Origin of the sequence: Micromonospora sp. NBC_01699 (assembly GCF_036250065.1) — a bacterium.
Classification (GTDB): Bacteria; Actinomycetota; Actinomycetes; order Mycobacteriales; family Micromonosporaceae; genus Micromonospora_G.
This window is the reverse complement of the sequence record NZ_CP109199.1, coordinates 8,209,970-8,232,065: the sequence shown is the minus strand read 5'-3', so window position 1 is coordinate 8,232,065 and position 22,096 is coordinate 8,209,970. Positions and strand designations below refer to the sequence as shown.

Sequence of the window (22,096 nt, the reverse complement as noted above, 5' to 3'; positions counted from 1 at the left end):
CGGACTCGACGACCACGGCGCGCCGCCGCCGGCTCCGTGGAACGATTCGGGACACCTACCCAGGACCCGGATTTCGCCGAGCGGGTGGCAACCGACCAACGCGACGGGGCCACCCTCGGCGTCCGAGGCACCCCCACCTTCTTCATCAACGGCACGCCCATCAACGGCCTGCCCGACCACGCCACCTTCGTGGCCCTGTTGGATCGGGAACTGGCGCGGTGAGCACCACCGGACCTACGCCCGCCAGTGCAACCGCCCAGGTGGTTACTGATGTCGATCTGAACGGTGTCGCCGACCCTTCCGGGATGCATTACGGGCCACACGCGGACCTCGAATGTAGCCCCTGACCAACAACCGCCGCTGTCACAGCGACGCCCGTAACTTGTGATCAGGTGGCACGGTTTGCAAAGTGACAGCAGGAGCGATCACAGGAGCTTCGGGAGCGAGACAGTGAGCAGCGGAGAAGCCGGCTGGCGCCCGGCCCCGGGCGCCTACCGTGCTCCCAAGAATCTTCCCCGGGTCGAGCCCGGCCGTGTTGTTGGCCTGGGCGCCAGCTGCGATCTGCTTGGGGAGTACCCCGAGGATGCGAGTACCCGGAGCTTCATAGTCAGCGAGTTCGCGACGCTGGAGGACGGCCGGCGCGTGCTCCTGCATGCGGAACGCGGGTTCAGTGTCACTGCTAGGTCAACCGGTGTCCCAGGTGGTGTTGTACCGCTCGTCGAGACTCGGAAAAGCATCACCCAGCAAATTTTGAGCGCCGTGCTTCCCGACGATGAAGAGTGCGCAATGGAGCAGGAACACGATTGGTCAAGGCTGGCCGAGCTAGCTCGGGCTCGCGGCCTGGATGTGACCGCGGAAGACCTACAAGGTCTTCCCTATGAGGTGATTTTCACCGACAGGGTGGCCGAATGGCTTGCGCCCACCTGAGCTTGGCCGCATGCACCACCGAGTTGCAAGACGATGGGCGGCGGTACATGACCTCGTCCGAGTTGAGCCCGGACATCGACGTCGACCACTGGTGACTGTGGCCGGCGCAGCCCTGGTCCATCCTCGGCTGCCGGCATCCGGTGCTGGTCCGGGACACGGCCAGGCTGGACGACAGCCGGGAATGGTTCGGCTGGGAGCGCCGCTGGGACCGGCTCGGCGACCAGGGTCTGGACCGGATGCTTGAGTTCATCGGCTGCGCCGACGGGCGGGGGCACGAGGAACTGGGGTCCGGCCGGGGCACTCTGGGACGGTCTGGTCGGCGAGGTCTCGCGATCTGCGGGGAACTCGGTGCCTTCCGCGACGTCCGGGTCCGGTACCTGGCCACCGACTCCGCCGGGCGGCTCGGCCTGACGGTCCGGCCCGACGACGCCGAGGGTCGGTTGCGCGGCCCGTGCTGGCGCTGGAGATCTCGCCGGACTGGCTGGCGCCGTGGGCGCGGCTGGTGGCCGGCGTCACCGAGACCGGTGTGGACGCGATGGTGGCGCTGGTCGGTTCGGGCGAGGTGGTGCCGGTGGTCGAGCCGCCACCGGCCGACTCACCCCGTTCGACCGGATGCTGCGGTTCCGCGCCGAGGCCACCGTGGACACGTACCGGTCGGCCGGCTACCCCGCGGTCGACCCGCGCACCCCGTCGGTCATGCGGGTGGTGCAGTCGGCGATGATGCCCCGCTCCCGGCCCGCGCACCTAGTAGTACTTTGTCACGTTTTGGTTACGGCCGTAGCCGCACTCCACCCAGGGAACACCATGTCCCACTATTTGGGCTTCCGTGCCTACAGGGCACACCATGATCAAACCCAGCCGGACTAGGCACGGGTCCACCGGACAGAGCAGGACGTGAGGGATGCTCGTCGCACGAGCACCCACCGAGCACCCAATCATCCACAAGGGACAGACCAGCGAAGGGGCCTGACCACCGTTTCGGCAGGTCAGACCCCTTTTGATGCTGTGCGCCCGAAGGGACTCGAACCCCTAACCTTCTGATCCGTAGTCAGATGCTCTATCCGTTGAGCTACGGGCGCAGGTGCTCGATCAGCATACACAAGCCAATCTCGCGCGGAGACTCCGGGATTCGAACCCGGGAGGGGCTTTAAGACCCCAACCGCATTAGCAGTGCGGCGCCATAGACCAGACTAGGCGAAGTCTCCCCGGTGGTCAGCAGACCACCGCCGATCGAGAATACAGGTCCCCTACCGGGAGAGGCAAAGCGAGTATCCCGTCCGCCGTGCTGCGGGCGTGCGCGACACGGCGGACCTGGCTCGTACGCACAACTTCCGGGAGGTGAAGCTCGGTCAACCGGACTAGGCTCGCTGGGCATGGAGGAGCAGCCGCCCACCGATCCAGCGCCCGGCCGCCGACCGCAGGCGAAGTCGGCGCCCCGCTCCCGTACGCCGAGGGCGGCCTTCACCGCCCCGCCGCAGCCGGACGCCCCACCACCGACCGCCACCGCGCGTACGGCCGGGGCAGCGCCGGCGGTGCTCTTCCAGCCCCCGCCCGATGAGCAGCCGCCGCGCCCAGCGCCGCCTCCCGTCGAGCCGGATGAGCCGGATGAGCACGGGCCAGCTTCCGGCGTCACCACCGAACCACCGACGCCCCAGCCCGAGCCGGCCCGGGTCACCGCCCCCCGAAAGGCGACCGCGCCGAGGAAGTCGACCCCTGCTCGCAAGGCGACCACGTCGGCGAAGGCCACCACGAAGCAACCGGCCCACGCCGAAACCACCGACAGGGCCGTCCCCTCCGCCCCGACCCCACCCCAACCCGGACCCGACCTCGGAACCGTCCCCGACGCCGCAGCCACCCCGGCATCCACACCCCTACCGGCACCGGTCAAGCGGACCCCTCGCAAGGCCGCCACCACAAAGCCTGCAAAGGCTACAAAGACCGTCAAAACCGCCAAGGCGGCGACATCCATCAAACCCGCCGAATCACCGCCCGTACCCGCCCAGGCGGCGCCGACGGGACCGATAGCGCCGACGGGACCGATAGCACCGGTGCGACCCGTAGCGTCGAGCCGGCCCGTAGCGCCGATTGGCACGCGGCTGTTCGAGCACCCCGGCTTCACCCCCGAACTGCTGGCCCTCGCCGCCGTACGCACGTTCGGGCCCACCGCCGAGGCGTGGTCGGCCCGTACCCGGGGCAGTTATCCCACCGCGACCACCGACGGCCTGGCCCGGCTGGTCACCACCCGGTTCGTCCGGCTGGCCGGCGCGGGTGGCGCGGCATCGGCCGCCGCCGGCCTGTTCGCACCGCTCGCCGAGCTGGCGGTGGTCTCCTGGACCCAGGCCGAGTTGGTGCTGCACCTCGCCGCCGCCCACGGCCTGGACCCCACCCACCCGGAACGTGCCGTCGACCTGCTGGTCCTGACCCAGGTGCATCCGGACGACCGCAGTGCCCGCGACGCGCTCGACGCCGCCATCGCGGCCACGCCGGACGGTGACGGCGGCGGCCTGCACCGGCTGGCGGAGGCGGGCTGGCGACTTGCCGCACCGCTCACCGCGCAGGCCGGTGGCTGGGTGCTGCTGCGGCTCGCGGCACGGCTACTGCCCGGTGCCGCGATGCTCGCCGCCGCAGCCGGCGACTCGGCCGCCGCCCAGCGGCTCGCCGCACGGGCGGTGACCCGCTACCGCGCCGCCGTCACCAACGCCGCCCGCCCGGCACCCACAGCGGAGTAAACCTGCCAGCCGAGACGAGATCCGGTCGAGCCGGGACGAGATCCGATGACGGCAGGGACGAGATCCGAACGTGTCGGGACGGGATCCGAACGTGGTCGGCCGTGTCGCCTACAGCCAGTCGAGCCAACTCGACGGCAGCGCCGAGTAGCCGACGAAGGCGACCACGTCGAGCAGTGTGTGCGCGACCACCAGCGGCAGCACCCGCCTCGTCCGCAGGTAGAAGAGGCTGAAGATCACGCCCATGATCGCGTTGCCGATGAACGCGCCGAAGCCCTGGTAAAGGTGGTACGAACCGCGTAGCAGGGCGCTCGTCGCGATCACCGCGCCGACCCGCCAGCCGAGATCGCGCAGCCGGGTCACCAGGTAACCGACCACCACGATCTCCTCCAGGATCGCGTTCTGTGCGGCGGCGAGCACCAGCACCGGAATGGTCCACCAGAGGTCGGGCAGAGCGGCCGGGACGACCGAGACGTTGATCCCCAGTTTGGCCGCGACGTAGAACAGGCCGAGGCCGGGCAGCCCGATCAGGGCCGCCAGGCCCGCACCCCGGGCCAGGTCCTGGCCCGGTCGGCGGGCATCCAGGCCGAGCGTCAGTCGGGCATCGCCCCGGTCGCGGTTGAGCAGGTGTACGGCGAGCAGCACCGGAACCAGTGCGAACGCGATGTTCAGCGACTGGTAGGTGAGGTCGAGCCAGGGTCGGGCGGACTGGGACGCGTTGAGTGTCGCGGTCTGCTGCGACAGCGGCCGGTCGGCGGTGAGCCGGCCGACGATGTTCACGGCCGCGTAGACCGCGGACTGGCCGAGGGACACACCGAGGACCAGCAGCACCTCGGTGCCGAGGGTCCGGCGGGACACCGGCCGGGCGAGCTCAACCGTCACCCGACCACTCTGCCTCAGACCGTGGCGATCGACCGCCTCCGGGGCCGGAAGTTCCATTCGCCACCACCGCCCCGGAGTCGATCGCACATTCTGTGCGACCAACATCCACGGAGAGTGCCCATCCTGATCGGGACGGACAGCCCCATGGTCCCGCCATCCGAGAAGCTCGCACGTGCGCCGGCCGCACGTCGTCATCGAGAAGGGCGCAATGGACAACCTGGCGCAGGTGCTGAAGGAGAGTTGGACCCTGGTCGAGGAGGACCGGGCCAAGATCGCAGGACATTTCTACGCCCGCCTGTTCCTCTCCAACCCGCAACTGCGTGAGCTGTTCCCCGTACAGATGGACGGCCAGCGGGATCGGCTGCTGGAGGCGATCATCACCTCGATGCAGACGCTCGACGATCCGGAGCGGTTCGCCGACTTCCTGCGCGGGCTCGGTCGCGACCACCGGAAATACCATGTCACCCCGGAGCACTACGCGCTCGTCGGCGAGGCGCTACAGGTGGCGTTGCGCACCGCCGGGGGCGAGCAGTGGACCATCGAGTACGACCAGGCGTGGCGGGACGCGTACGCGCTGATCGCGGAGAAGATGATCGCGGGTGCCGCCGACGACGCCGCCAATCCCCCGTTCTGGCATGCCGAGGTGCTGACCCACGAACGACGGGGCCGCGACGTCGCCGTCTTCACCTGCCGCCCGCTCCAGTTTCCGCTGCACTACCGCGCCGGCCAGTACGTCAGCATCGAGGTCCCCCGCTACCAGCCGCGACTGTGGCGTACGTACTCGATCGCGAACGCGCCGACCGAGAACAACGTGCTGGAGTTCCACGTACGGGCGGTCGGCGCCGGTTGGGTCTCCAGCAGCCTGGTCCGCAAGATCAAGACGGGTGACCTGCTCCGGTTGGCGGCCCCGATGGGTTCGATGGTCCTGGACCGCAAGTCGAACCGGGACATCCTCTGCGTCGCCGGGGGTGTCGGCCTCGCCCCGATCAAGGCACTGGTCGAGGAGCTGACGCTCTACAACCGCACCCGCTGGGTGCACGTCTTCTTCGGCGGCCACAGCCAGGACGAGTTGTACGGCCTCACCGAGCTGTACGAACTCGCCGCCCGGCACCCCTGGCTGTCGGTGCTGCCCTCGTGCAGCGTCGACGACGAGTTCACCGGCGAGCGCGGCGACCTCGCGGAAGTGCTGTCCCGGTACGGCCCCTGGACCACCCACGACTGTTTCGTCTCCGGCTCCGCCCCGATGGTCCGCTCGATCCTGAGCACCCTGGCCCAACACGACGTCCCCCCCACCAACATCCGCTACGACACCTTCGGCGACCTCTAACCCCCCACCACGCCCACCCCTGACACCCAGCCCCCTCCCCCCAGCCGGGTATCGGGCCCTGCCGGCAGGGCCCGATACCCGGCCCCCAGCCCCACACCCACCCCAAATACAGAGAAAGAGTGGCTTCCCCCCCCGGAAATAGCCACTCTTTCTCTGTATTTGTCGCCCCCACCTCACCCCACACCAGCCGGCCGCCCCACCACCCCACCCCACCGCAACCGGAGTCGCGAGTCGACCGAGCGCCGCCGCGGTGTCTTCGTCCGAGGACGACGAGGCGAAGCCTTCGTCGCCCGCAGGACGAAGTCACCGCACTGGGCGGCGCGAAGCGGAGCGAGCCGGCCGAGCGGAGCGAGGCCCAGAAATCTAGTACCGCCAGGGGCTGCCGGTTTCGCGGTATTCCTCGACCGGGACGAGGGGGATGTTGGGGTCCATGCGGTCGATGTAGAGCTTGCCTTCGAGGTGGTCGATCTCGTGGGCGACGAGTCGGGCCATGGCGAACTCGAAGGAGGTGATCGCCCGTCCGCCGTCCCATCGCGCGTGTTCGACGTCGAGTCGGAGCGGACGGGCCACCAGGCCGCGCTGGTCGAAGAAGGAGAGGCAGCCCTCGTACTGCTCGTCGGTGTCTCGGGCGGCGTCGACGACGCGCGGGTTGAGCAGGACGACCGGTTCGGCGTCCCGGTCGGGCGGGCGTACGACCGCGGCGGCCCAGGGGATGCCGAGTTGCGGTGCGGCGAGTCCGACACCCTTGCTGAACGGGTGCAGTTCGTCCAGCCGGTGCAGGGCCGCGCGGAGTTGGTAGACGACGTCGCGGGCGGTGGCCTCGTCCCGGGGCAGTTCGAACGGCTGGGCCGGCTGCCGCAGCAGGGCCGCGCCGCGTTGGACGATGCCGGCGGCCCGCATCCGGTCGCTGGCCCGTGGTTCGGGCTCGGTGTCGACGGTGGGTTGGGCCCGGTAGCGCCATTCGAGGCGGTAGCGGGCGTTCAGCGGGGGTTCCTCGGTCGACCAGTCGAAGACCGCCCGGCCGTCGGCGTCGTGCCGGAGCAGGGGCGTACGGAGGGGGCCTTCCTCGGCCGACAGGGTGGTCTCCACCCCCCACACCTGTGGGTCGAGGTCCAGCGGAAGGTTCAGCCGGACGGAGAGCTGCCGGGTGGGCAGGCGTACGGCCCGCTGGAACCAGGGACCCCACTTCTCCTCACCGACGGTGTACGCGTACTCGATGGTGACCCGCTCGCCGGGGTAGAGCGGGAAGCGGCCGTTGGCGTTCTCGAAGAGCAGCCACACCTCTTTGAACGCGTCCCGGTCGTGCTTCTTGCGCCAGTCCATCGGCTCGGGCTCGCCCTCGTCGCCGCAGAACGCCTGGAGGTCGAGCTCGGCGAAGGTGAGCGGGTGGTCGCGGTGGTGCCGGTTGGATCGTCCGGGGTCGCTGGGGTAGCGGTCGACGGCCACCCGGACCAGGTAGCGGGTGACGGGTTCGGTGCCGGCGTTGTAGAGCGCGCGACGGATGACACACCGGTAGGACTTCTCCTGGTATGTCAGGGTGGCGGACTCCTGCTCGACGATGAGCCCGGTGCCGGGCGGCAACCACTGCTCGGGTACGGGCGGGTCCCGATGGGCGGTCAGGCTCGTCCGGGCGTGCCGGAGTTCGTCGTACTCCTGGAAGCGTTGCCAGATCGCACCGGACGCGCCGAGTACGGCCTCGGCTCGGCGGGCGAAGTCCTCGGTGGGCCGGTGGCGCCGGCCCTCTACGTGGCTGACATAGGAGGGGTCGAACCCCATCCGGGCGGCGAGCTGCTTCTTGGTCATGCCCCGCTCGACCCGCCGTTTGGAGAGTTCGGCCGCGAACGAGTCGGCAGCCCGTTCGATGGGCGAGGTGGTCATCTGGTTCCTAAGGGGCCGGGTATCCCAGTTTGCTGGCCGACTCACCCAACGGGGCAGAACTGCCGCGTTAACGACATTTGGCTTGACAATTCTTTCATCATCATCGATCCTATCGCGGCTCGCCGCCCTGCTCAGGGCCCTTTCCGAGCCCGCCACTCGATCACTGCCGGTTACCTGTCACCCGTTCGGGTACCCGCCCGCCGGACGTACCGGTGGATTTCAGTAGCCGATGGTGACGAAAGCCTCCGGCACCCCGCAAGATGTGGTTAGGCTTCCCTTAGTGCTAACGTGGCGTCGGCAGGTGACTGGAGGGCGGGTGCGGTGACAGCGGTGACACCACGGCGAACACGGCCACTCAGCCACACTGACCTGGGCATCGCCCGTATCCCGCAGGTCCCGGCCGGCAACCGGCACGGCGTACCGGCGCAGCAGACCGGTGACACCCAGTGACCGCCTTGATCGACGGTCGGGCGTACGCGACCGCCCCGTTGGCGCCGGTAAACGCGACGCTGCGTCAGATGTTCGGGACCGACGACCTACCCGGCCTGGTACCCGGACTGTTCGTCGACGACGAGCGGGGCTGGCTGCCCGCCACCGAGCTGATCAACGGCGAGGACCACCTGCCCGACCTGCTGGCCGCCGCGCAGCGCTCGTGGCAGTCGACCCCGCACGCCGCCGCCGCACTGTTCTGGAAGGCGTACACCTACTGGTTGGCGCTGCCCGCCGTGGTCGGTTGGGCCTCCGCCCGCCGGGTACCACTGCTCCGAGCATCGGACATACTGGTACAGATCGACGCCGACCGGGCCGCGTTGACCCTCGGGCTGCGGCGTACGACAACGGTCGCGGTGCTGCCCTCCGACCCGCTGGCGCTCAGTGGGCTGCCCGAGGTGCGGGTGCTCACCGACGAGACCGAACTGCTCCGCGCGCTGCGCGAATCGCTACTCGACGAGCACCTGACCCCGCTGCTCGACGCGATCCACACTCAGGTTCGGGTCGGCGCCCGTACGCTGCTCGGTTCGGTCGCCTCCGGGGTCGCGTACGGCGTCCTGCGGGCCGCCGACGGCCTGCCCGGCGCCGCGGCGGACAACGTCGGGACGCTGCTCTCCGCGCTCGACCTCGACGACCTGGTCGACCTCGTGCCCGGACCGGCGGGCGAGCCGACCGTGCAGCGCAAGACCTGCTGCCTGGCCTTCACCCTGCCGCAGCCACGCGTCTGCAAGGGCTGCTGCATCCGCTCGAACTGAGCGACGCCGGTCAGCGCCGTCATGGCCGTCCTGTAACGCGTCAGCCCGTCCCTGTGGAGCGAGGATGACCACCCCGCCCCGCCAGGACTGCGGCGGCCCGCCCGAGCACCACCGTGCGCCGGAGCGGGGGTCGGGCGCGATCACGGGCATCGGCGCGCTCTGTGCCTGAACGCCCGGAAGGCGGACGGGACGGATCAACCGAACAATCCGTTCGTGCCACGCCGATGCCTCAATTTCCCTACGGTCGTCGTAGATGGTTCACTCTGTCGGTCCAGGGTGCAGGTCGAGATTCAGATCGCGAGGAATCGACGCATGGCAGAAATCACTGGGGATCAGCGAGTTCAGTCCGAGGTACTCGAAGGTCTCGCGACCGCCGTGAACCACCGCCGATGGTTTGTTGAGCTGGCGCTGCCGTACCTGGGGGACAACCCGATCGAGATCGGCAGCGGCCTCGGTGACTACGTGCTTGAGTGGGCGCCGCACTTCCCCAGGTTCACCGCCACCGAGGCCGACCCCGACCGGCTGGTGGCACTGAAGGAGCGACTCGCCGGCGAGTCCAACGTCGAGGTACGGCAGATGCTGCTGCCGCAGCCCGAGCCGGAGCAGGGCGACTACAGCGCGGCGGTCTCGTACAACGTGCTCGAACACATCGAGGACCACGTCGGGGCGCTGCGCGGCATGCGGGACCTGGTCCGTCCCGGCGGTGCGATCGTACTGATCGTGCCGGCGTTCGAGTTCGCCATGGGCCCGGCGGACATCGCCACCGGACACGTACGGCGCTACACCAAGAAGACGATGCGGGCCGCACTGCTCGGCGCGGGGCTGACCGTGGAGCGGCTGCACTACGCGAACGCTCTGGGCCTCATCGGCTACTACATGGCGACGAACGTGTTCCGGCTGATGCCGAAGGAAGGCCCGATGGTGAAGGTCTACGACAGCCTGGTGCTGCCGGTGACCAAGGCGGCCGAGCAGATCGTGCGGCCACCGTTCGGACAGTCGGTCTTCGCCGTCGCCCGGGTGCCCGGCGCGTAGTTGGCCCGACCGACCAGGAGAGCGACGACCGACACCGTTCAACCCGTCCCCGGTGTCGGCCGTCCACTTACTCCGGTCAGCTCAGCCCTTGACCTGGTACGTGGGCCGGATCACCGCCCGTGCCAGGGTGTGGAAGGTCAGGTTGAAGCCGACGACCGCCGGGCTGTTGTCCGGCGTGAGGTCAAGCTTGTCCACATCGAGGGCGTGTACGGCAAAGAGGTACCGGTGCGGCCGGTCGCCGGCCGGCGGCGCCGCACCGCCGTACTCCTGGGTGCCGTAGTCGTTGCGGACGGCGAACGCCCCGCCCTCGACGGACCCGGCCTTGCCCGCGCCGCGCGGCAACTGGGTGACCGATACCGGGACGTTGACCAGCACCCAGTGCCAGAAACCGCTGGTGGTGGGCGCGTCCGGGTCGTAGCAGGTGATCACGAAGCTGCGCGTCGCGTCCGGGAACCCGGACCAGGCGAGCTGCGGCGACAGGTCGCCACCGCCCAGGCTGGAGTGGACGAACTCGTCGTCCAACTGCTCGCCGTCGCGTACGTCGTCGCTGGTCAGGGTGAACGCCGGCACCGGCGGCAGCAGGTCGTACGGGTCCGGCGCGATCGCTCGCTCAAGGTTCATCGAAAGGTCCTTCCAGAGATCGGGTGACTCGGTGTCTTTGTACCCTGTCTGACCCGGCCTACCGCCGCCGGTGGGCGAAACAACGGATGACGACCGGGTACGCGGCCGCGAATGTCGCTGTACGCCCATTCCCGCAGACGTTTATTCTTCGCTTTCGGGAAGCCGTTCCATTCACTCGCCCGGCCGACCTGTCGACGTTTCCATCCGATGATGAACGTCATTTCGTGCCCACCGGATCGCGCCCGGACCGCTTCGTTCGTCCGCCGGCGTGCGTCGGCGGCGGGACGGACGGTGCACCGGGCCGGCCGGGCCGGGCACCGGGGACGAGGGGACCGGCCCGAATCCGCCCAACGGACAATTCTCTGAACCGGACATCCGGCGGCAAGGGTCACCGGGTCGGCAAATCCGACACCCTCTATCTGCGGAACACAAGCGGGTACGCCCGCCACAGCCAAACTGGTCACTCCGGCGACAACCACTCTCCGTGATCATGGGGATAGACCCGAAACACCGGAAAGAAGCGGCGTGGGTCACGGTTTAAGCAGGCCAGTGGGGGTTGGCAGGAACAGAAGCCGCCCAGTAACGTCAGCCCGTCTGGTCCGGCCCTTAGTCACCGCGGGTGACACCGGAACAGGCCCGCTGAGTCGTAACTGTTACGAGCCGGGGACCCACAGTAGTTCTGGGGTGAATCCGCGAACCGTTGGTTCGTGGTAGGGCGAGCTTCCCGCCCGAATCCGTCAGCTAACCCGGTAGGCGGTATCGGAAGGAGAACATGCTCGTGCAGCGCCGTACCTGCCGTGGTCAATCCCTCGATCCCCCCGGTCCGCTCCGCCACCTGCCCCGGCTCGCCCGCACAGCGGCGCAGCCCGCGAAGGTAGCCCGCTAGGCCGTCCGACGACCGACGACGCGTGAGCGCGTACGCGGTCGGTGGCGCGAGGACGCGCGTGACCGGTGGGTGATCCAGAACCGTTCGGCGGCAATTTCGTCGGCGACGTTCATCCGGTGACGCATTCCACCGCTTCGCGGTGGCGGTTCCGCACGCCCCGATCCGGACTCGACGGCCGGCGGTGAATCCGCCCCGCCGATAACGCGTACGACGTCACGCGAACCGGCCCCGGCAGAGAAGAACGCCATCCCGAATCATGTGCCCCCGATCGCAGATCGGCACATCTGCGGAGGATTTATATGAAGCATCGTCAGCAACTCCGACGCGTCGTGACCGCCAACCCGTACCGGGCCAGCGTCGTCTCCGCCGCGGTTCTCGCCGTGGGTCTCACCACCGGCATCATGCTCACCCAGAACAACGGGTCGGCCGCGCCGACCAACCCCGAGACGGTCGCGGTCGCCGAGAGGCTGGGCGGCCAGGCCGGCGCCGAGGTCGCGCCCAGCCTGATCACGCCCAGCCCGGTCGTCCCGACCCCGAGCGCCTCGTCGGCGGCACCGGCACCGGCGGCGCCCTCGTCGGCTCCGCCCGCCACCACCAAGGCCCCGGCGACGCCGGTCAAGGCGGTCAAGAAGGCGGCTCCGCCCGCGTCGAAGGTGCTCGACTACGACTACGAGGCGCAGATCAACGGCTGGTACTGCGGCCCGGCGGCCGCCCGGATCGCCCTGACCGCCCGTGACCGCCAGCCGAGCCAGGACGACGTCGCCGCCGCCCTGGGCACCACTTTCAACGGCACCAACTCCGCCGACGACACCACCCGAGGACTGAACGCCCTGGCCAAGACCGACTTCTACCGGAGCACCTTCATCCCCGGGACCCCGTCCCCGGCCCAGATGGACCGGCTCCAGGCGGACGTCGTACACGCGGTCAGCAGCGGGTACGCGGTCGTGGCGAACATCGTCGGTTCGGCGACCGACGTCGACGGCGGCTGGCACGCGTACGACGGGGGTCACTACCTCACCGTGGTCGGCTACCGCGACAGCGGACGGACCGTGCAGATCGCGGACCCGGCGTACGTCAACGGGGTCAGCTCCTACTGGATGACCACCATCGACCTGGCCAACTGGATGGCTACTCGGGGCTACTCAGCCTGACCCACTCTCCCCCCGGCCCCGGGTGCCAGCCGTTCCGGTTGGTGCCCGGGGCTGTCCGTACCAGTGGGACGGTGGCCGTCCTGCCACAACCATCCAGGGACGCGTGCGTTGTCCCTGTCGTGACCATGGACCTCGCCGATCGGGCGGGCACCGACGACCGCGAGGTCCGGGTGGCCGACTCCGCCCCCTGCCGTCACTCCGAGTCGGCCGCCGCCGTGCGCCGGCACCCCGAACGAAAGGCCCAGGTGGTGGCCATGACCGGTCAGGTGCTCGTTCCGTGAGCCGCGTCGACGAACCGCTGACCCGCGCCGGGATCTGGGAGGCGGCGGCGATGACCATCGCCCAGCACCAGGACCGGGGGACCTCCTACGCCCCCGGCACCTGCGCCTGCTGCACCCCGGACGGCTGCGCGCAGCTACGTTGGGCGCAGGAGGTACGCGCCGGCCGCGACCCGGAGTACCCGGTCGGCACACCGGTCCCGCCGACGCTCAGGGCGATCAGCTAGCGCTCCGGGGCTGGCCGACCTGTTGCCGCTCTGCGTCGAGCGCGGGGTGGCGGTGATGGCGGCGGGAGTCTTCCAGGCCGGTCTGCTTGCCGAACCCCGAACCGGTGCCGCGTACGGCTATGCCGACGTGCCCGACGCCCTGCTCGACCGCGTCCTGGCCGTACGCGAGATCTGCACCCGGTACGGGGTGCCGCCGCTCGCGGCGGCGATCCAGTTCGCGTTCGGGCATCCGGCCGTCGCGACGGTGGTGGTCGGTGCGCGCGAACCACACGAGGTCGCAGCCTCTACGACCTGTCGGAACGTCATCTGGCCGTCGCGGGCACGAACCCACTCGGGAGCGACCGATGTCGCCGCGTTGTACAGCAGTTCCCCGCCGTCGCTCGCGATGGTGTTCGTGGCCAGGACGTACTCCTCGCCCGTGTCGCTCCGTAGGCGTGCCACTCCGGCTCGGATCTGCCCCATCGAAAGGCCGGTGTTGCGGAGCTCGCGCAGGATCTGGGCCTCGGCCAGGGCGATGAAGGGCAACCGTGGTCCGTGCGGGGTTTCGGGTGCCACCGAGTGCATGGCCGGTTGTTCAGGACCGTCGTAGCGGATCCACTGCTTGATAGTGCTCGCCGGGATACCGAGGTGCACACCCGCCGCGTGGGCAGTGAGAAGCGGCATCGTGAACCGCTCATCCCGTGGTCTCGTTCTCGGCGCCATGCTGGCCACGGTAGCGTGCCCCGCGCCCGGAACCAGCGAACCGGCCGCCGGTCGTCCGGTTCGCGCCATGCCAGAGCACCAACGGCGGGCCGCTCCGAATTTTCTCGCTCAACCTGCCACCGAACGCTGGCGTAGCCTCGGCGCGGTGTGGGGGATTCGGGACTACCGGCCGTACCCGGTGGACACCGTCGAGGACCTGGTGGAGCGGCACGGCGAACGGCTGACCGCGCTGGTCGGGCGCCGGTTCGACGGGTCGGCGTTACAGGTCTACAACAGCCTGAACGCGCTGGAGTTCGGCTACGAGGACCAGCACTCGGACTCCTGGCACCGGGCCGCGCTTTCCCGACAGGTCAACCGGTGAGGACCAAGGACGCGTTTCCGGTGTGGGCGTGAGCGCTCTCGCCCCATTTCAGGGGAGCGAAAATGCCCACGCCCACAACGGGCCTGGGGCTACCGGAGCAACTTGTGCAGGCTTGTTGCAATGACCAGTCCGGTCACCGCGAAAGCGACAATCCCGGCGGTGATTCCCACCGCTACATCGTCCACATTCCCCGATGCCGACCCAACCTGGGCTGTGGTCGTCAGACCCGCGACCGCACCGGCCATCGCGGAAACGACCAACGAGATCACCAGAATGACGAGGTCACGTGTGGACAGCAGAGGTGCGGGACTGTGCGTTGTGCCGTCACGGGGTGTATTGCGACCACCCCGGATGTTCTTTGCCACGGATCCTCCGTGCTAGCTGGTGGGAAGTGTTGCACTCGGGAAGACGCCCCTTCCTCTCGTGACCGTCCGCGCCGGTTACCGCCGTCGCGAACCGAGGTGAGAATCTCCGAACGTGACAACGAGACTCATTCACGTGCGTTACGGGAGTAATCTGGTCACGTTCGGACCTTGATCTACTTGTGCGGATTACTCAGGGATACGGAGAAGCCGTATCCACAGGCCAGCACCAAGTGATCTTCCGAAGAGATCGAACCTTGTCGGTTAATACTCATATTTGTACTTGCGTTCGATCGAGGCCCGTTCCCGCCATCTCGACCCATCGTTCCTGAGGAGGAGGATGTGAGCCAGGTGGGAATGGCTGCGCTTCGGACAGAACGGCCCTTTGTTACCGCAAGGGGCCGTTCGCCGCTAAATACCCCTGCGGGAGCGAAGAAGGCTGGCGGAGGGTGTGGGATTCGAACCCACGAAGAAGATCGCTCCCCTTACCGGTTTTCAAGACCAGCGCCATCGGCCACTAGGCGAACCCTCCTTGGCCCCGGAAGCCGTACCCGGCGGTCCGCTGCCGTCGCCTAGTCTGCCATGAACCACACCTTCCCGGATGCCAAGGTCCACCGGCATCCGCTGCGGTCGATCAAGGCGAACGGGCCCCGGACCGGGACAGGGCTGGACAGGACGGCAGCTTTCGCCAGACTGGACCCATGAAGGCGATCACTGTTCCGGAGCCGGGCGGACCCGAGGCACTGGTCTGGGCCGAGGTGCCCGACCCCGAGCTGGGCTCGGGCGAGGTGCTGATCGACGTACGCGCGACCGCCGTCAACCGCGCCGACGTACTGCAACGGCAGGGCAACTACGCGCCGCCGAAGGGCGCTTCGCCGTACCCCGGGCTGGAATGCTCCGGGGTGATCAGCGCGATCGCCCCCGACGTGACCGGGTGGCGCGTGGGCCAGGAGGTCTGCGCCCTGCTCACCGGTGGCGGCTACGCGCAGCGGGTGGCGGTGCCGGCCGGTCAGCTGCTGCCGGTGCCGGCAACGGTCGACCTGGTCGACGCCGCCGGCCTGCCCGAGGTGGCCTGCACGGTCTGGTCCAACCTGGTGCAGGTGGCCCGGCTCGGCATGGGCGAGACGCTGCTCGTGCACGGCGGCGGCAGCGGCATCGGCAGTTTCGCCATCCAGGTCGGTGCCGCGCTCGGCGCGAACGTGATCGTCACCGCCCGCACCAGCAAGCACGAACAGCTGCGCAAGCTGGGCGCGACGCACGTCATCGACTACACCGACCAGGATTTTGTCGAGGAGACCAGGGCCGCCACCGGCGGGCGCGGCGCCGACGTGATCCTGGACATCATGGGCGCGTCCTACCTCACCCGGAACGTGCAGGCGCTCACCAACCACGGCCGGATAGTGGTGATCGGGCTCCAGGGCGGACGCAAGGGCGAACTGAACCTGAACACCCTGATGGCAAAGCAGGGCACGGTCCACGGGACCGTGCTTCGCTCGCGCCCGGTCGCGGAAAAAACCGCCATCGTACGGGGAGTGCGCGAGGAGATCTGGCCGCTGCTGGAGTCGGGTGCGATCCACCCGGTGGTGGACCGCCGGCTGCCGATCACCGAGGCGGCGCAGGCGCACCGGATCGTCGAGGACAGCAACCACCTCGGCAAGGTGCTGCTCACACTGGAGTGACCGACGGCGGTTCGCTCGGGCCGGGGCTCGGATGCTGTGCCCTGCCGGAACCGGGAAGCATCAGGCGGGCACCCGGGCCGTGGGCGGCCAGCTCGTCGCCGGGGTTGTAGAGGGTGCAACGCTGCAACGACAGGCAGCCGCAGCCGATACAGCCGGTCAGGTTGTCGCGCAGCCTGGTCAGTATCCGGATCCGCTCGTCCAGCCGGCCCTGCCAGGCGGCCGACAGCCGGGTCCAGTCCGAGGTGGTGGGCGTACGTGAGTCGGGCAGCGAGTCGAGCGCGGTCCGGATCTCGTCCAGCGAGATGCCGACCTGCTGCGAGATCCGGATGAACGCCACCCGACGCAGCTCGCTGCGCTCGTAGCGGCGCTGGTTGCCGCCGGTGCGACCGGCCCGGATCAGCCCGAGCCGTTCGTAGTAGCGCAGCGCCGAGGGAGCCACGCCGGACCGGACGGCCAGTTCGCCGATGGTCAATCCCTCCTGCACCACACACCCCTTGACCTGAAGTTAACTTCAACTCGCAGGCTAGCCTCATGACAACAGCACCGACAACCAGCGCCGGGCTCGGCCCGCTGCTTCGCCGGTTGACCGGCGACGAGAAACACGGGCCGAGCGCGTTCTCGACCCTGGACGTGATCTGGGTGCTCTACGACCGGCTCCTGCGGGTCGACCCCGAGAACCCGGACGCCCCCGACCGGGACCGGTTCCTGCTCTCCAAGGGACACGGACCGGCCGCCTACTACGCCGTACTCGCCGCCAAGGGTTTCATTCCCGAGGCGTGGCTGGACGACCTCGCCGGACCGGAGAGCCGGCTCGGCCACCACCCGGACCGGCTGCTGGTGCCCGGCGTCGAGATCGGCAGCGGATCACTGGGCCACGGCCTCGGACTGGGCGTGGGCACCGCACTCGGCCTGCGGGCCCAGGGCATGAGCCAACCCCGGGTGTACGTCCTGCTCGGCGACGCCGAACTGGACGAGGGCGCCAACCACGAGGCGATCGCGTACGCGGGTGCGACCGGTCTGCCCAACCTCACCGCGATCGTGATCGACAACCAGTCGGCGAGCCACGGCTGGCCGGGCGGGATCGCCAGCCGGTTCACCGTCAACGGCTGGACCGCCAGCGGCGTCGACGGGCGGGACCAGGACGCCATCGAGGCCGCCCTGCGTGGCCACCACCGGAACCGGCCCCACGTCGTGGTGGCCCGGGTCGAACCGAAGGAAGGCTGAACGAACATGCCCGCGACCGAAGCCATGCCCGTGACCGAAGCCATGCCCGTGAGCGCGGCGGTGCCCGTGCCCGTCCGCAGCATGCGCGAGACGTTCGTCGACACGGCGGGCGCGCTGCTCGACGAGCGGCCGCGTACCGCCGTGGTGCTCGCCGACATCTCCGCCTCGGCGTTCGCCCCGGCCGCCCGAGCCCACCCGGACCGGGTGCTCAACGTCGGCATCCGCGAGCAGTTGATGATCGGCGTCGCCGGTGGACTGGCCCTGACCGGGCTGCGCCCGATCGTGCACTCGTACGCGACCTTCGCCGTCGATCGGGCGTACGAGCAGCTGAAACTGGATCTGGACCATCAGGGCGTGGGCGCGGTGCTGGTCAGCGTCGGTGCGTCGTACGACGGATCGAGCATGGGCCGCACGCACATGTCCCCGGCCGACGTGGCACTGATCGACACGCTCGGCAACTGGACGGTGCACGTACCCGGTCATCCGGACGAGGTGCCGCCGCTGCTGCGGGCAGCGGTCGAGCACGACGATTCGGTCTACCTACGGCTGTCCGACCAGACCAACGACCACGCGTACGAGCATGACGGCGGCCGGCTGCGGGTGCTGCGACAGGGAAGTGAGCAGGGGACCGTGGTGGTGGCGGTCGGGCCGATGCTCGAACCAACCCTGCGGGCGGTGGCCGGCCTCGATGTCACGGTCGCCTACACGAACACGCCTCGCCCGTTCGACACGGCCGGGCTACGGGCGCTTCTCGGCAACCGGGGTGTGGCCGAGGTGGTGCTGGTCGAGCCGTACCTGGCCGGTACGTCGAGCGGTGTGGTCGGCCGGGCGCTGGTAGACGTACCCCATCGGTTGCTCGCCCTCGGCGTGGGCCGCGCCGACCTGCGACGTTATGGCAACCCGGCGGACCATGCCCGGTGGCACGGGTTGGATCCGGTTGGACTGCGCGCCTCGATCAGCGGGTTCCCGGGGTGACGGTACGGCGTCGGGCGCGCTCGCGGCCGAGGATCCAGATCGCCTCGACGCCGTCCTTCCAGGTGATCTTCTTGCCCTCTTCGCGACCACGGGCGCGGTAGCTGATCGGCACCTCGTACGGGCGGATCTTGCGGCGGAGCAGCTTGCCGGTGACCTCGGCCTCCATGCCGAAACCGCGCGACTTCACGTCCAGCGATCGGTAGAGCGCCACCGGTAGCAGCTTGAAACAGGTTTCCAGGTCGCCGATGTACGAGTTGAACAGGACATTGGCAGCGGTGGTGACGGCCTTGTTACCCATCACGTACCAGAAGCTGTAGGCGCTGTGGCTGCCGAAGGTCCGATTTCCGTAAACGACCGTGGCCCGCCCGTCGAGCACCGGGTCGAGAAGCTTCGGAATGTCCTGTGGGTCGTATTCGAGATCGGCGTCGAGCATCACCATGTACTCACCGTCGGCATGCGCGACCGCGGTCTTGATCGCGGCGCCCTTGCCGGCGTTACGCGGATGGGTGATCACCCGAAGCCGGGCGTCGTCAGCCCGGCCGAGGATCTCGGCGGTACCGTCGCGGCTGCCGTCGTCGACAACGAGCAACTCGATCTCGCAGGGGTAGTCGACCGCAAGTGCCTGTTTGAGGGCATCCGCGATGCGTTCTTCCTCGTTGTAAACCGGCATGAGGATCGATAGCTTCACAGGAGTCTCCACGGTGCGGACGACGGATCGGCCTTAGCCTAGCTGGTCTCGCTGTATGCCAAAGTCCGGTGCTCTGCGTCGCTTCCCGGCCCGCAGGCCAGGTGGTGTTTAATTCCCGCCATGCCGGCAGCAGCCTCCGCGCTCGTGGTGGTACCCACGCTCGGGTTCCTGTCCCTGCTGTATGCCGCTCGTCCGGCCACGGATACCACCGTCGGACCGTACCGGCTGGCCGCCGTCCGGGCCGCACTGGCGACCGGCGCGTACGCCGTACTGACCGTCGAACTGCTCGGCGCACTCGACGCACTGGCACTGCCGGGGATCACCCTCGCCTGGCTGATCTTCCTGATCGTGGCGGTGGCCCTGGCCGAACTGCGCCGACGCCGCGACCCACGCCCCGTCACACCCCTCGACCGGTTCCGCGCCTTCCGCCGTACGGCGAGCCGGGGCGAACACCTGCTGGCCGGTACGGTCCTCGGCCTGCTCCTGGTCGAGCTGGTCGTCGCGGTGCTGGCCGAGCCGAACAACTACGACTCGCAGACGTACCACCTGCCGAAGGTCGAGCACTGGGTGGCCCAGCGCACGGTCGAGATCTGGCCGACCGTGGTCGACCGGCAGGTCACCATGCCGCCCGGCGCCGAATACCTGCTGCTGCACCTGCGCCTGTTCACCGGCGGCGACGGGCTCTACAACCTGGTCCAGTGGGCCGCCGGGCTGGCCTGCCTGCTGTTGGCCGCCCGGATCGCCGCCCAGCTCGGCGGTGGCCGGCGGGCCCAACTGCTCACCGCGTTCCTGGTCGGGACGACCCCGATGGTCGTACTCCAGGCCACCAGCACCCAGACCGACCTGGTCACCGCCGCCTGGGTGGCCTGCCTGGCGACGCTGGTCCTGGATGGGCTGACCCGACGGGTGACCGCCGGTTCGGCACTCGCCCTCGGTGTGGCCACCGGGCTGGTCGCGGTCACCAAGACGAGCGGGCTGATCGGCGCGGGGCCGCTGCTCGTACTCTGGGCGCTCGCCCAACTCCGGCTCGGCCGGACCGGCGGACAGGTGGGCCGGGCGGTGTGGCGTACCGGGCTCGCCTCGGTGGTGATCCTGCTGCTCGCGGCCGCGATCACCGGGCCGTACCTGGCCCGGATGACGGAGGAGTTCGGCCACCCGCTGGGACCGCCCCGGTTGCGCGACGTGGTTCCGACGCAGCGGCACGATCCCGGCTCGATCCTGGTCAACACGCTGCGGATCGCGCACACCGCACTGGACACGCCACTGAGCGCGCTGACCGACACCCCCGCCGGTGTGGTCGCCGACGCGCCGGCCGAGGCGATCAAGGGTGGGGCACGACTGATCGGGGTGGACCCGCAGGACCGGGCGATCACGTTCGGCCGGACCACGTTCCCGGTCCAGTCGTGGTACCCGGACGAGGACCGGGTCGCCTTTCCGATCGCCGGTGCGCTGGCACTGCTCGGTGGCCTGTTCGCGCTGGTCCGGCCGCGCCGGATCAGTTCGGCACGGCCGGGAACGCTGCGCGCGTACGCGGTGACGGCGGCGGTGACGCTGGTGCTGCACTGCTCGATGGTCAAGTGGCAGCCGTGGGGGAACCGGCTGCTGCTCTACCTGCTGGTGATGGCCCTGCCGCTGGCCGGGCTCTGGCTCGACGCGCTGCTGCGCCGGCGTACCGGGGGCGGGACGGCGACCGACCGCCCGGCTCGGCGTTCGGTCGCCGTCGTCCTGGCGGTCGCCCTGCTCGCCGGCTCGGCGCTGGCCGGGGTGCTCGCCGTGTCGTACGGCTTCCCCCGCCGGCTGGTCGGCAGCGGATCGGTCTTCACCACCTCCGACTGGGACACCCGGTTCCTGCGCCGTCCACAGTGGGCCGACGAGTTCACCTGGGCGGCCGACCGGGTACGGGCCAGTGGCGCGCACCGGATCGGCCTGGTCCAGCAGGTCGACAACTGGGAGTACCCGTGGTGGCTGCTGCTGCGCGACGACACCGGCGGCACCGGCCGGGAGATCGTGGCACTACAGTCGCTGGTGCCCAAGCGCCCGCCGGCCGATCCGTCCAGCGTGGACGCGATCATCTGCACCGGCAGGCCCGCCGACTGCACGAAACTGGTACCGGCCGGCTGGCCGATCGAGTGGAACGGCCACGTCGCCGTCGCCCTGCCGCCCACCCCACGCTGACCCGACCTACTTCGGGCGCGGTACGACGACGAGGCGGGCGACGCCGCCGTCACCGTCCCTGACGCCGGACACCCCGAGTTGCGTACCGACCTTCACGTCCGACGGTTGGATCGTCGCCCGCCGCTGCACCACCCGCAGGTCCGGCCCGAAGGTCCAGGTCTGGGCGAAGCCGTCGGTCGACTCGACGGTCATCGAGCTGCCGTCGATCGCGGTGACCGTGCCCCGCTGTACGGCGATCGTCTTCGCACCGTCTTTGCCCTGCACCACGACATCGCCGTGCAGCGTGTTCCGGCGCAGCAGCACCCGTGCCCTGGCCCGCTCCCGCAGTGCGCCGGCCCGCTCGCCGGCCCGCTCGCCGCCGCGCGCCCCGGTGCCGGGGGAAGCGGTCGGGGACGCGGTCGCGCCGGTCGACGGGGCATCCGACGAGGGCGCACCGGCCGCGATGTCCTCGACGTCGAAGCCCAGCGCCGCGAGCGCCTGCCCGTCCGCGCCCATCGCCGAGGCCACCTCGACCGCCACCGAGCCGGCGGCATCCGACACCGGTGCCCCGGCCGCACCGCAGCCGGCCAGCCCGACCAGACCGACCGAGGCCAGCAGGGCGGTCACGGCGGTGACCCGCCAACGTCGTGTCATCGGTATCCCTCTCAATCCGGTTCGCCGGGTCCCTCCCCGATGGAGGTCCCGTCCGCTCGGAGAAAGGCTCCCGCCGGCCCGGCAGCACCGGATCAGCCCGAGGTACGGATCAGGTAAA

21 protein-coding genes, 3 tRNA genes, 2 pseudogenes and 1 riboswitch are annotated in these 22,096 nt (G+C 69.6%); of the genes and pseudogenes, 15 read left to right on the top strand and 11 right to left on the bottom strand.

Features of this window, described 5'->3' with window-relative positions:
- Window positions 1-84: 84 nt before the first annotated feature.
- Both OG792_RS34900 and OG792_RS34330 read left to right on the top strand, forming a co-directional pair.
- Window positions 85-222 (top strand): DsbA family protein, encoded by a 138-nt coding sequence (locus tag OG792_RS34900; protein WP_442932348.1) that lies wholly within the window; start codon window positions 85-87, stop codon window positions 220-222.
- Window positions 223-450: 228 nt separating this feature from the next.
- Window positions 451-927, top strand: coding sequence for a hypothetical protein (locus OG792_RS34330; RefSeq protein WP_329106032.1), 477 nt, complete (start codon window positions 451-453; stop codon window positions 925-927).
- 1,006 nt (window positions 928-1,933) lie between these two features.
- On the opposite strand, the gene OG792_RS34325 is transcribed toward OG792_RS34330, so the two are convergent.
- Together OG792_RS34325 and OG792_RS34320 are read right to left on the bottom strand one after the other, a co-directional pair.
- Window positions 1,934-2,006: transfer RNA gene (locus OG792_RS34325), tRNA-Arg, on the bottom strand.
- 35 nt (window positions 2,007-2,041) lie between these two features.
- Window positions 2,042-2,132 (bottom strand) — tRNA-Ser (locus tag OG792_RS34320).
- Window positions 2,133-2,975: 843 nt separating this feature from the next.
- Here OG792_RS34320 and OG792_RS34315 point away from each other — a divergent pair.
- Window positions 2,976-3,656: a hypothetical protein gene (locus OG792_RS34315; protein ID WP_329106029.1), complete on the top strand. Its 681-nt coding sequence runs from the start codon at window positions 2,976-2,978 to the stop codon at window positions 3,654-3,656.
- Window positions 3,657-3,764: 108 nt separating this feature from the next.
- Here the strand turns inward: OG792_RS34315 and OG792_RS34310 are convergent, their stop codons facing one another.
- Window positions 3,765-4,535, bottom strand: coding sequence for a CPBP family intramembrane glutamic endopeptidase (locus OG792_RS34310; protein ID WP_329106027.1), 771 nt, complete (start codon window positions 4,533-4,535; stop codon window positions 3,765-3,767).
- 208 nt (window positions 4,536-4,743) lie between these two features.
- Here OG792_RS34310 and OG792_RS34305 point away from each other — a divergent pair, with 208 nt between their 5' ends.
- Window positions 4,744-5,862 (top strand): globin domain-containing protein, encoded by a 1,119-nt coding sequence (locus OG792_RS34305; protein ID WP_329111611.1) that lies wholly within the window; start codon window positions 4,744-4,746, stop codon window positions 5,860-5,862.
- A 363-nt stretch (window positions 5,863-6,225) separates the two neighbouring features.
- Here OG792_RS34305 and OG792_RS34300 read toward each other — a convergent pair whose 3' ends face one another.
- A complete protein-coding gene (locus OG792_RS34300; protein ID WP_329106025.1) occupies window positions 6,226-7,740 on the bottom strand; it encodes a peptide deformylase in 1,515 nt (504 codons plus the stop codon).
- 458 nt (window positions 7,741-8,198) lie between these two features.
- On the opposite strand from OG792_RS34300, the gene OG792_RS34295 reads away from it, so the two are divergent.
- Window positions 8,199-8,984, top strand: coding sequence for an IucA/IucC family C-terminal-domain containing protein (locus OG792_RS34295; protein WP_329111610.1), 786 nt, complete (start codon window positions 8,199-8,201; stop codon window positions 8,982-8,984).
- Between the two features lie 312 nt (window positions 8,985-9,296).
- Window positions 9,297-10,016, top strand: coding sequence for a class I SAM-dependent methyltransferase (locus tag OG792_RS34290; protein WP_329106023.1), 720 nt, complete (start codon window positions 9,297-9,299; stop codon window positions 10,014-10,016).
- An 81-nt stretch (window positions 10,017-10,097) separates the two neighbouring features.
- On the opposite strand, the gene OG792_RS34285 is transcribed toward OG792_RS34290, so the two are convergent.
- A complete protein-coding gene (locus OG792_RS34285; RefSeq protein WP_329106021.1) occupies window positions 10,098-10,637 on the bottom strand; it encodes a YbhB/YbcL family Raf kinase inhibitor-like protein in 540 nt (179 codons plus the stop codon).
- Window positions 10,638-11,264: 627 nt separating this feature from the next.
- Window positions 11,265-11,408, top strand: a riboswitch (cyclic di-AMP (ydaO/yuaA leader).
- A gap of 414 nt (window positions 11,409-11,822) precedes the next feature.
- Here OG792_RS34285 and OG792_RS34280 point away from each other — a divergent pair.
- The 4 genes and pseudogenes from OG792_RS34280 to OG792_RS34895 form a co-directional block, all read left to right on the top strand.
- Window positions 11,823-12,674 carry a C39 family peptidase gene (locus OG792_RS34280; RefSeq protein WP_329106017.1) on the top strand — a complete coding sequence of 284 codons (852 nt, stop codon included), beginning with the start codon at window positions 11,823-11,825 and terminating at the stop codon, window positions 12,672-12,674.
- 119 nt (window positions 12,675-12,793) lie between these two features.
- Complete coding sequence (locus tag OG792_RS34275; protein WP_329106015.1) at window positions 12,794-12,955, top strand: hypothetical protein; 162 nt, start codon at window positions 12,794-12,796, stop codon at window positions 12,953-12,955.
- The gene (locus OG792_RS34270) at window positions 12,952-13,179 is read left to right on the top strand and encodes a hypothetical protein (RefSeq protein ID WP_329106013.1); all 228 of its coding nucleotides are present in this window, start codon (window positions 12,952-12,954) and stop codon (window positions 13,177-13,179) included. The genes OG792_RS34275 and OG792_RS34270 overlap by 4 nt, the downstream gene beginning before the upstream one ends.
- A gap of 55 nt (window positions 13,180-13,234) precedes the next feature.
- Window positions 13,235-13,408, top strand: a pseudogene (locus tag OG792_RS34895) (aldo/keto reductase); the annotation flags it as partial.
- 227 nt (window positions 13,409-13,635) lie between these two features.
- Here OG792_RS34895 and OG792_RS34890 read toward each other — a convergent pair.
- A pseudogene (locus OG792_RS34890) lies at window positions 13,636-13,842 on the bottom strand (hypothetical protein); the annotation flags it as partial.
- A gap of 184 nt (window positions 13,843-14,026) precedes the next feature.
- Here OG792_RS34890 and OG792_RS34260 point away from each other — a divergent pair.
- Complete coding sequence (locus tag OG792_RS34260; protein ID WP_329106010.1) at window positions 14,027-14,242, top strand: hypothetical protein; 216 nt, start codon at window positions 14,027-14,029, stop codon at window positions 14,240-14,242.
- 89 nt (window positions 14,243-14,331) lie between these two features.
- Here OG792_RS34260 and OG792_RS34255 read toward each other — a convergent pair whose 3' ends face one another.
- Window positions 14,332-14,607, bottom strand: a complete 276-nt coding sequence (locus OG792_RS34255) for a hypothetical protein (RefSeq protein WP_329106008.1) — start codon at window positions 14,605-14,607, stop codon at window positions 14,332-14,334.
- Window positions 14,608-15,044: 437 nt separating this feature from the next.
- Window positions 15,045-15,136: transfer RNA gene (locus OG792_RS34250), tRNA-Ser, on the bottom strand.
- Between the two features lie 169 nt (window positions 15,137-15,305).
- Between OG792_RS34250 and OG792_RS34245 the strand changes: the two genes are divergently transcribed.
- On the top strand, window positions 15,306-16,283 hold the full coding sequence (locus tag OG792_RS34245; RefSeq protein WP_329106007.1) for an NAD(P)H-quinone oxidoreductase: 978 nt from the start codon (window positions 15,306-15,308) through the stop codon (window positions 16,281-16,283).
- On the opposite strand, the gene soxR is transcribed toward OG792_RS34245, so the two are convergent.
- Window positions 16,270-16,767: a redox-sensitive transcriptional activator SoxR gene (gene soxR, locus OG792_RS34240; RefSeq protein ID WP_329106005.1), complete on the bottom strand. Its 498-nt coding sequence runs from the start codon at window positions 16,765-16,767 to the stop codon at window positions 16,270-16,272. The genes OG792_RS34245 and soxR overlap by 14 nt on opposite strands.
- A 47-nt stretch (window positions 16,768-16,814) precedes the next feature.
- On the opposite strand from soxR, the gene OG792_RS34235 reads away from it, so the two are divergent.
- Both OG792_RS34235 and OG792_RS34230 read left to right on the top strand, forming a co-directional pair.
- Window positions 16,815-17,507, top strand: a complete 693-nt coding sequence (locus OG792_RS34235; protein WP_329106003.1) for a transketolase — start codon at window positions 16,815-16,817, stop codon at window positions 17,505-17,507.
- Between the two features lie 81 nt (window positions 17,508-17,588).
- Window positions 17,589-18,482 carry a transketolase family protein gene (locus OG792_RS34230; RefSeq protein WP_329111609.1) on the top strand — a complete coding sequence of 298 codons (894 nt, stop codon included), beginning with the start codon at window positions 17,589-17,591 and terminating at the stop codon, window positions 18,480-18,482.
- On the opposite strand, the gene OG792_RS34225 is transcribed toward OG792_RS34230, so the two are convergent.
- Window positions 18,463-19,170 carry a glycosyltransferase family 2 protein gene (locus OG792_RS34225; protein WP_329106001.1) on the bottom strand — a complete coding sequence of 236 codons (708 nt, stop codon included), beginning with the start codon at window positions 19,168-19,170 and terminating at the stop codon, window positions 18,463-18,465. The genes OG792_RS34230 and OG792_RS34225 overlap by 20 nt on opposite strands.
- A 120-nt stretch (window positions 19,171-19,290) precedes the next feature.
- Here OG792_RS34225 and OG792_RS34220 point away from each other — a divergent pair, with 120 nt between their 5' ends.
- Window positions 19,291-21,345, top strand: a complete 2,055-nt coding sequence (locus OG792_RS34220) for a hypothetical protein (RefSeq protein ID WP_329106000.1) — start codon at window positions 19,291-19,293, stop codon at window positions 21,343-21,345.
- Window positions 21,346-21,351: 6 nt separating this feature from the next.
- On the opposite strand, the gene OG792_RS34215 is transcribed toward OG792_RS34220, so the two are convergent.
- Window positions 21,352-21,978, bottom strand: a complete 627-nt coding sequence (locus OG792_RS34215; protein ID WP_329105998.1) for a hypothetical protein — start codon at window positions 21,976-21,978, stop codon at window positions 21,352-21,354.
- Between the last annotated feature and the right edge of the window lie 118 nt (window positions 21,979-22,096).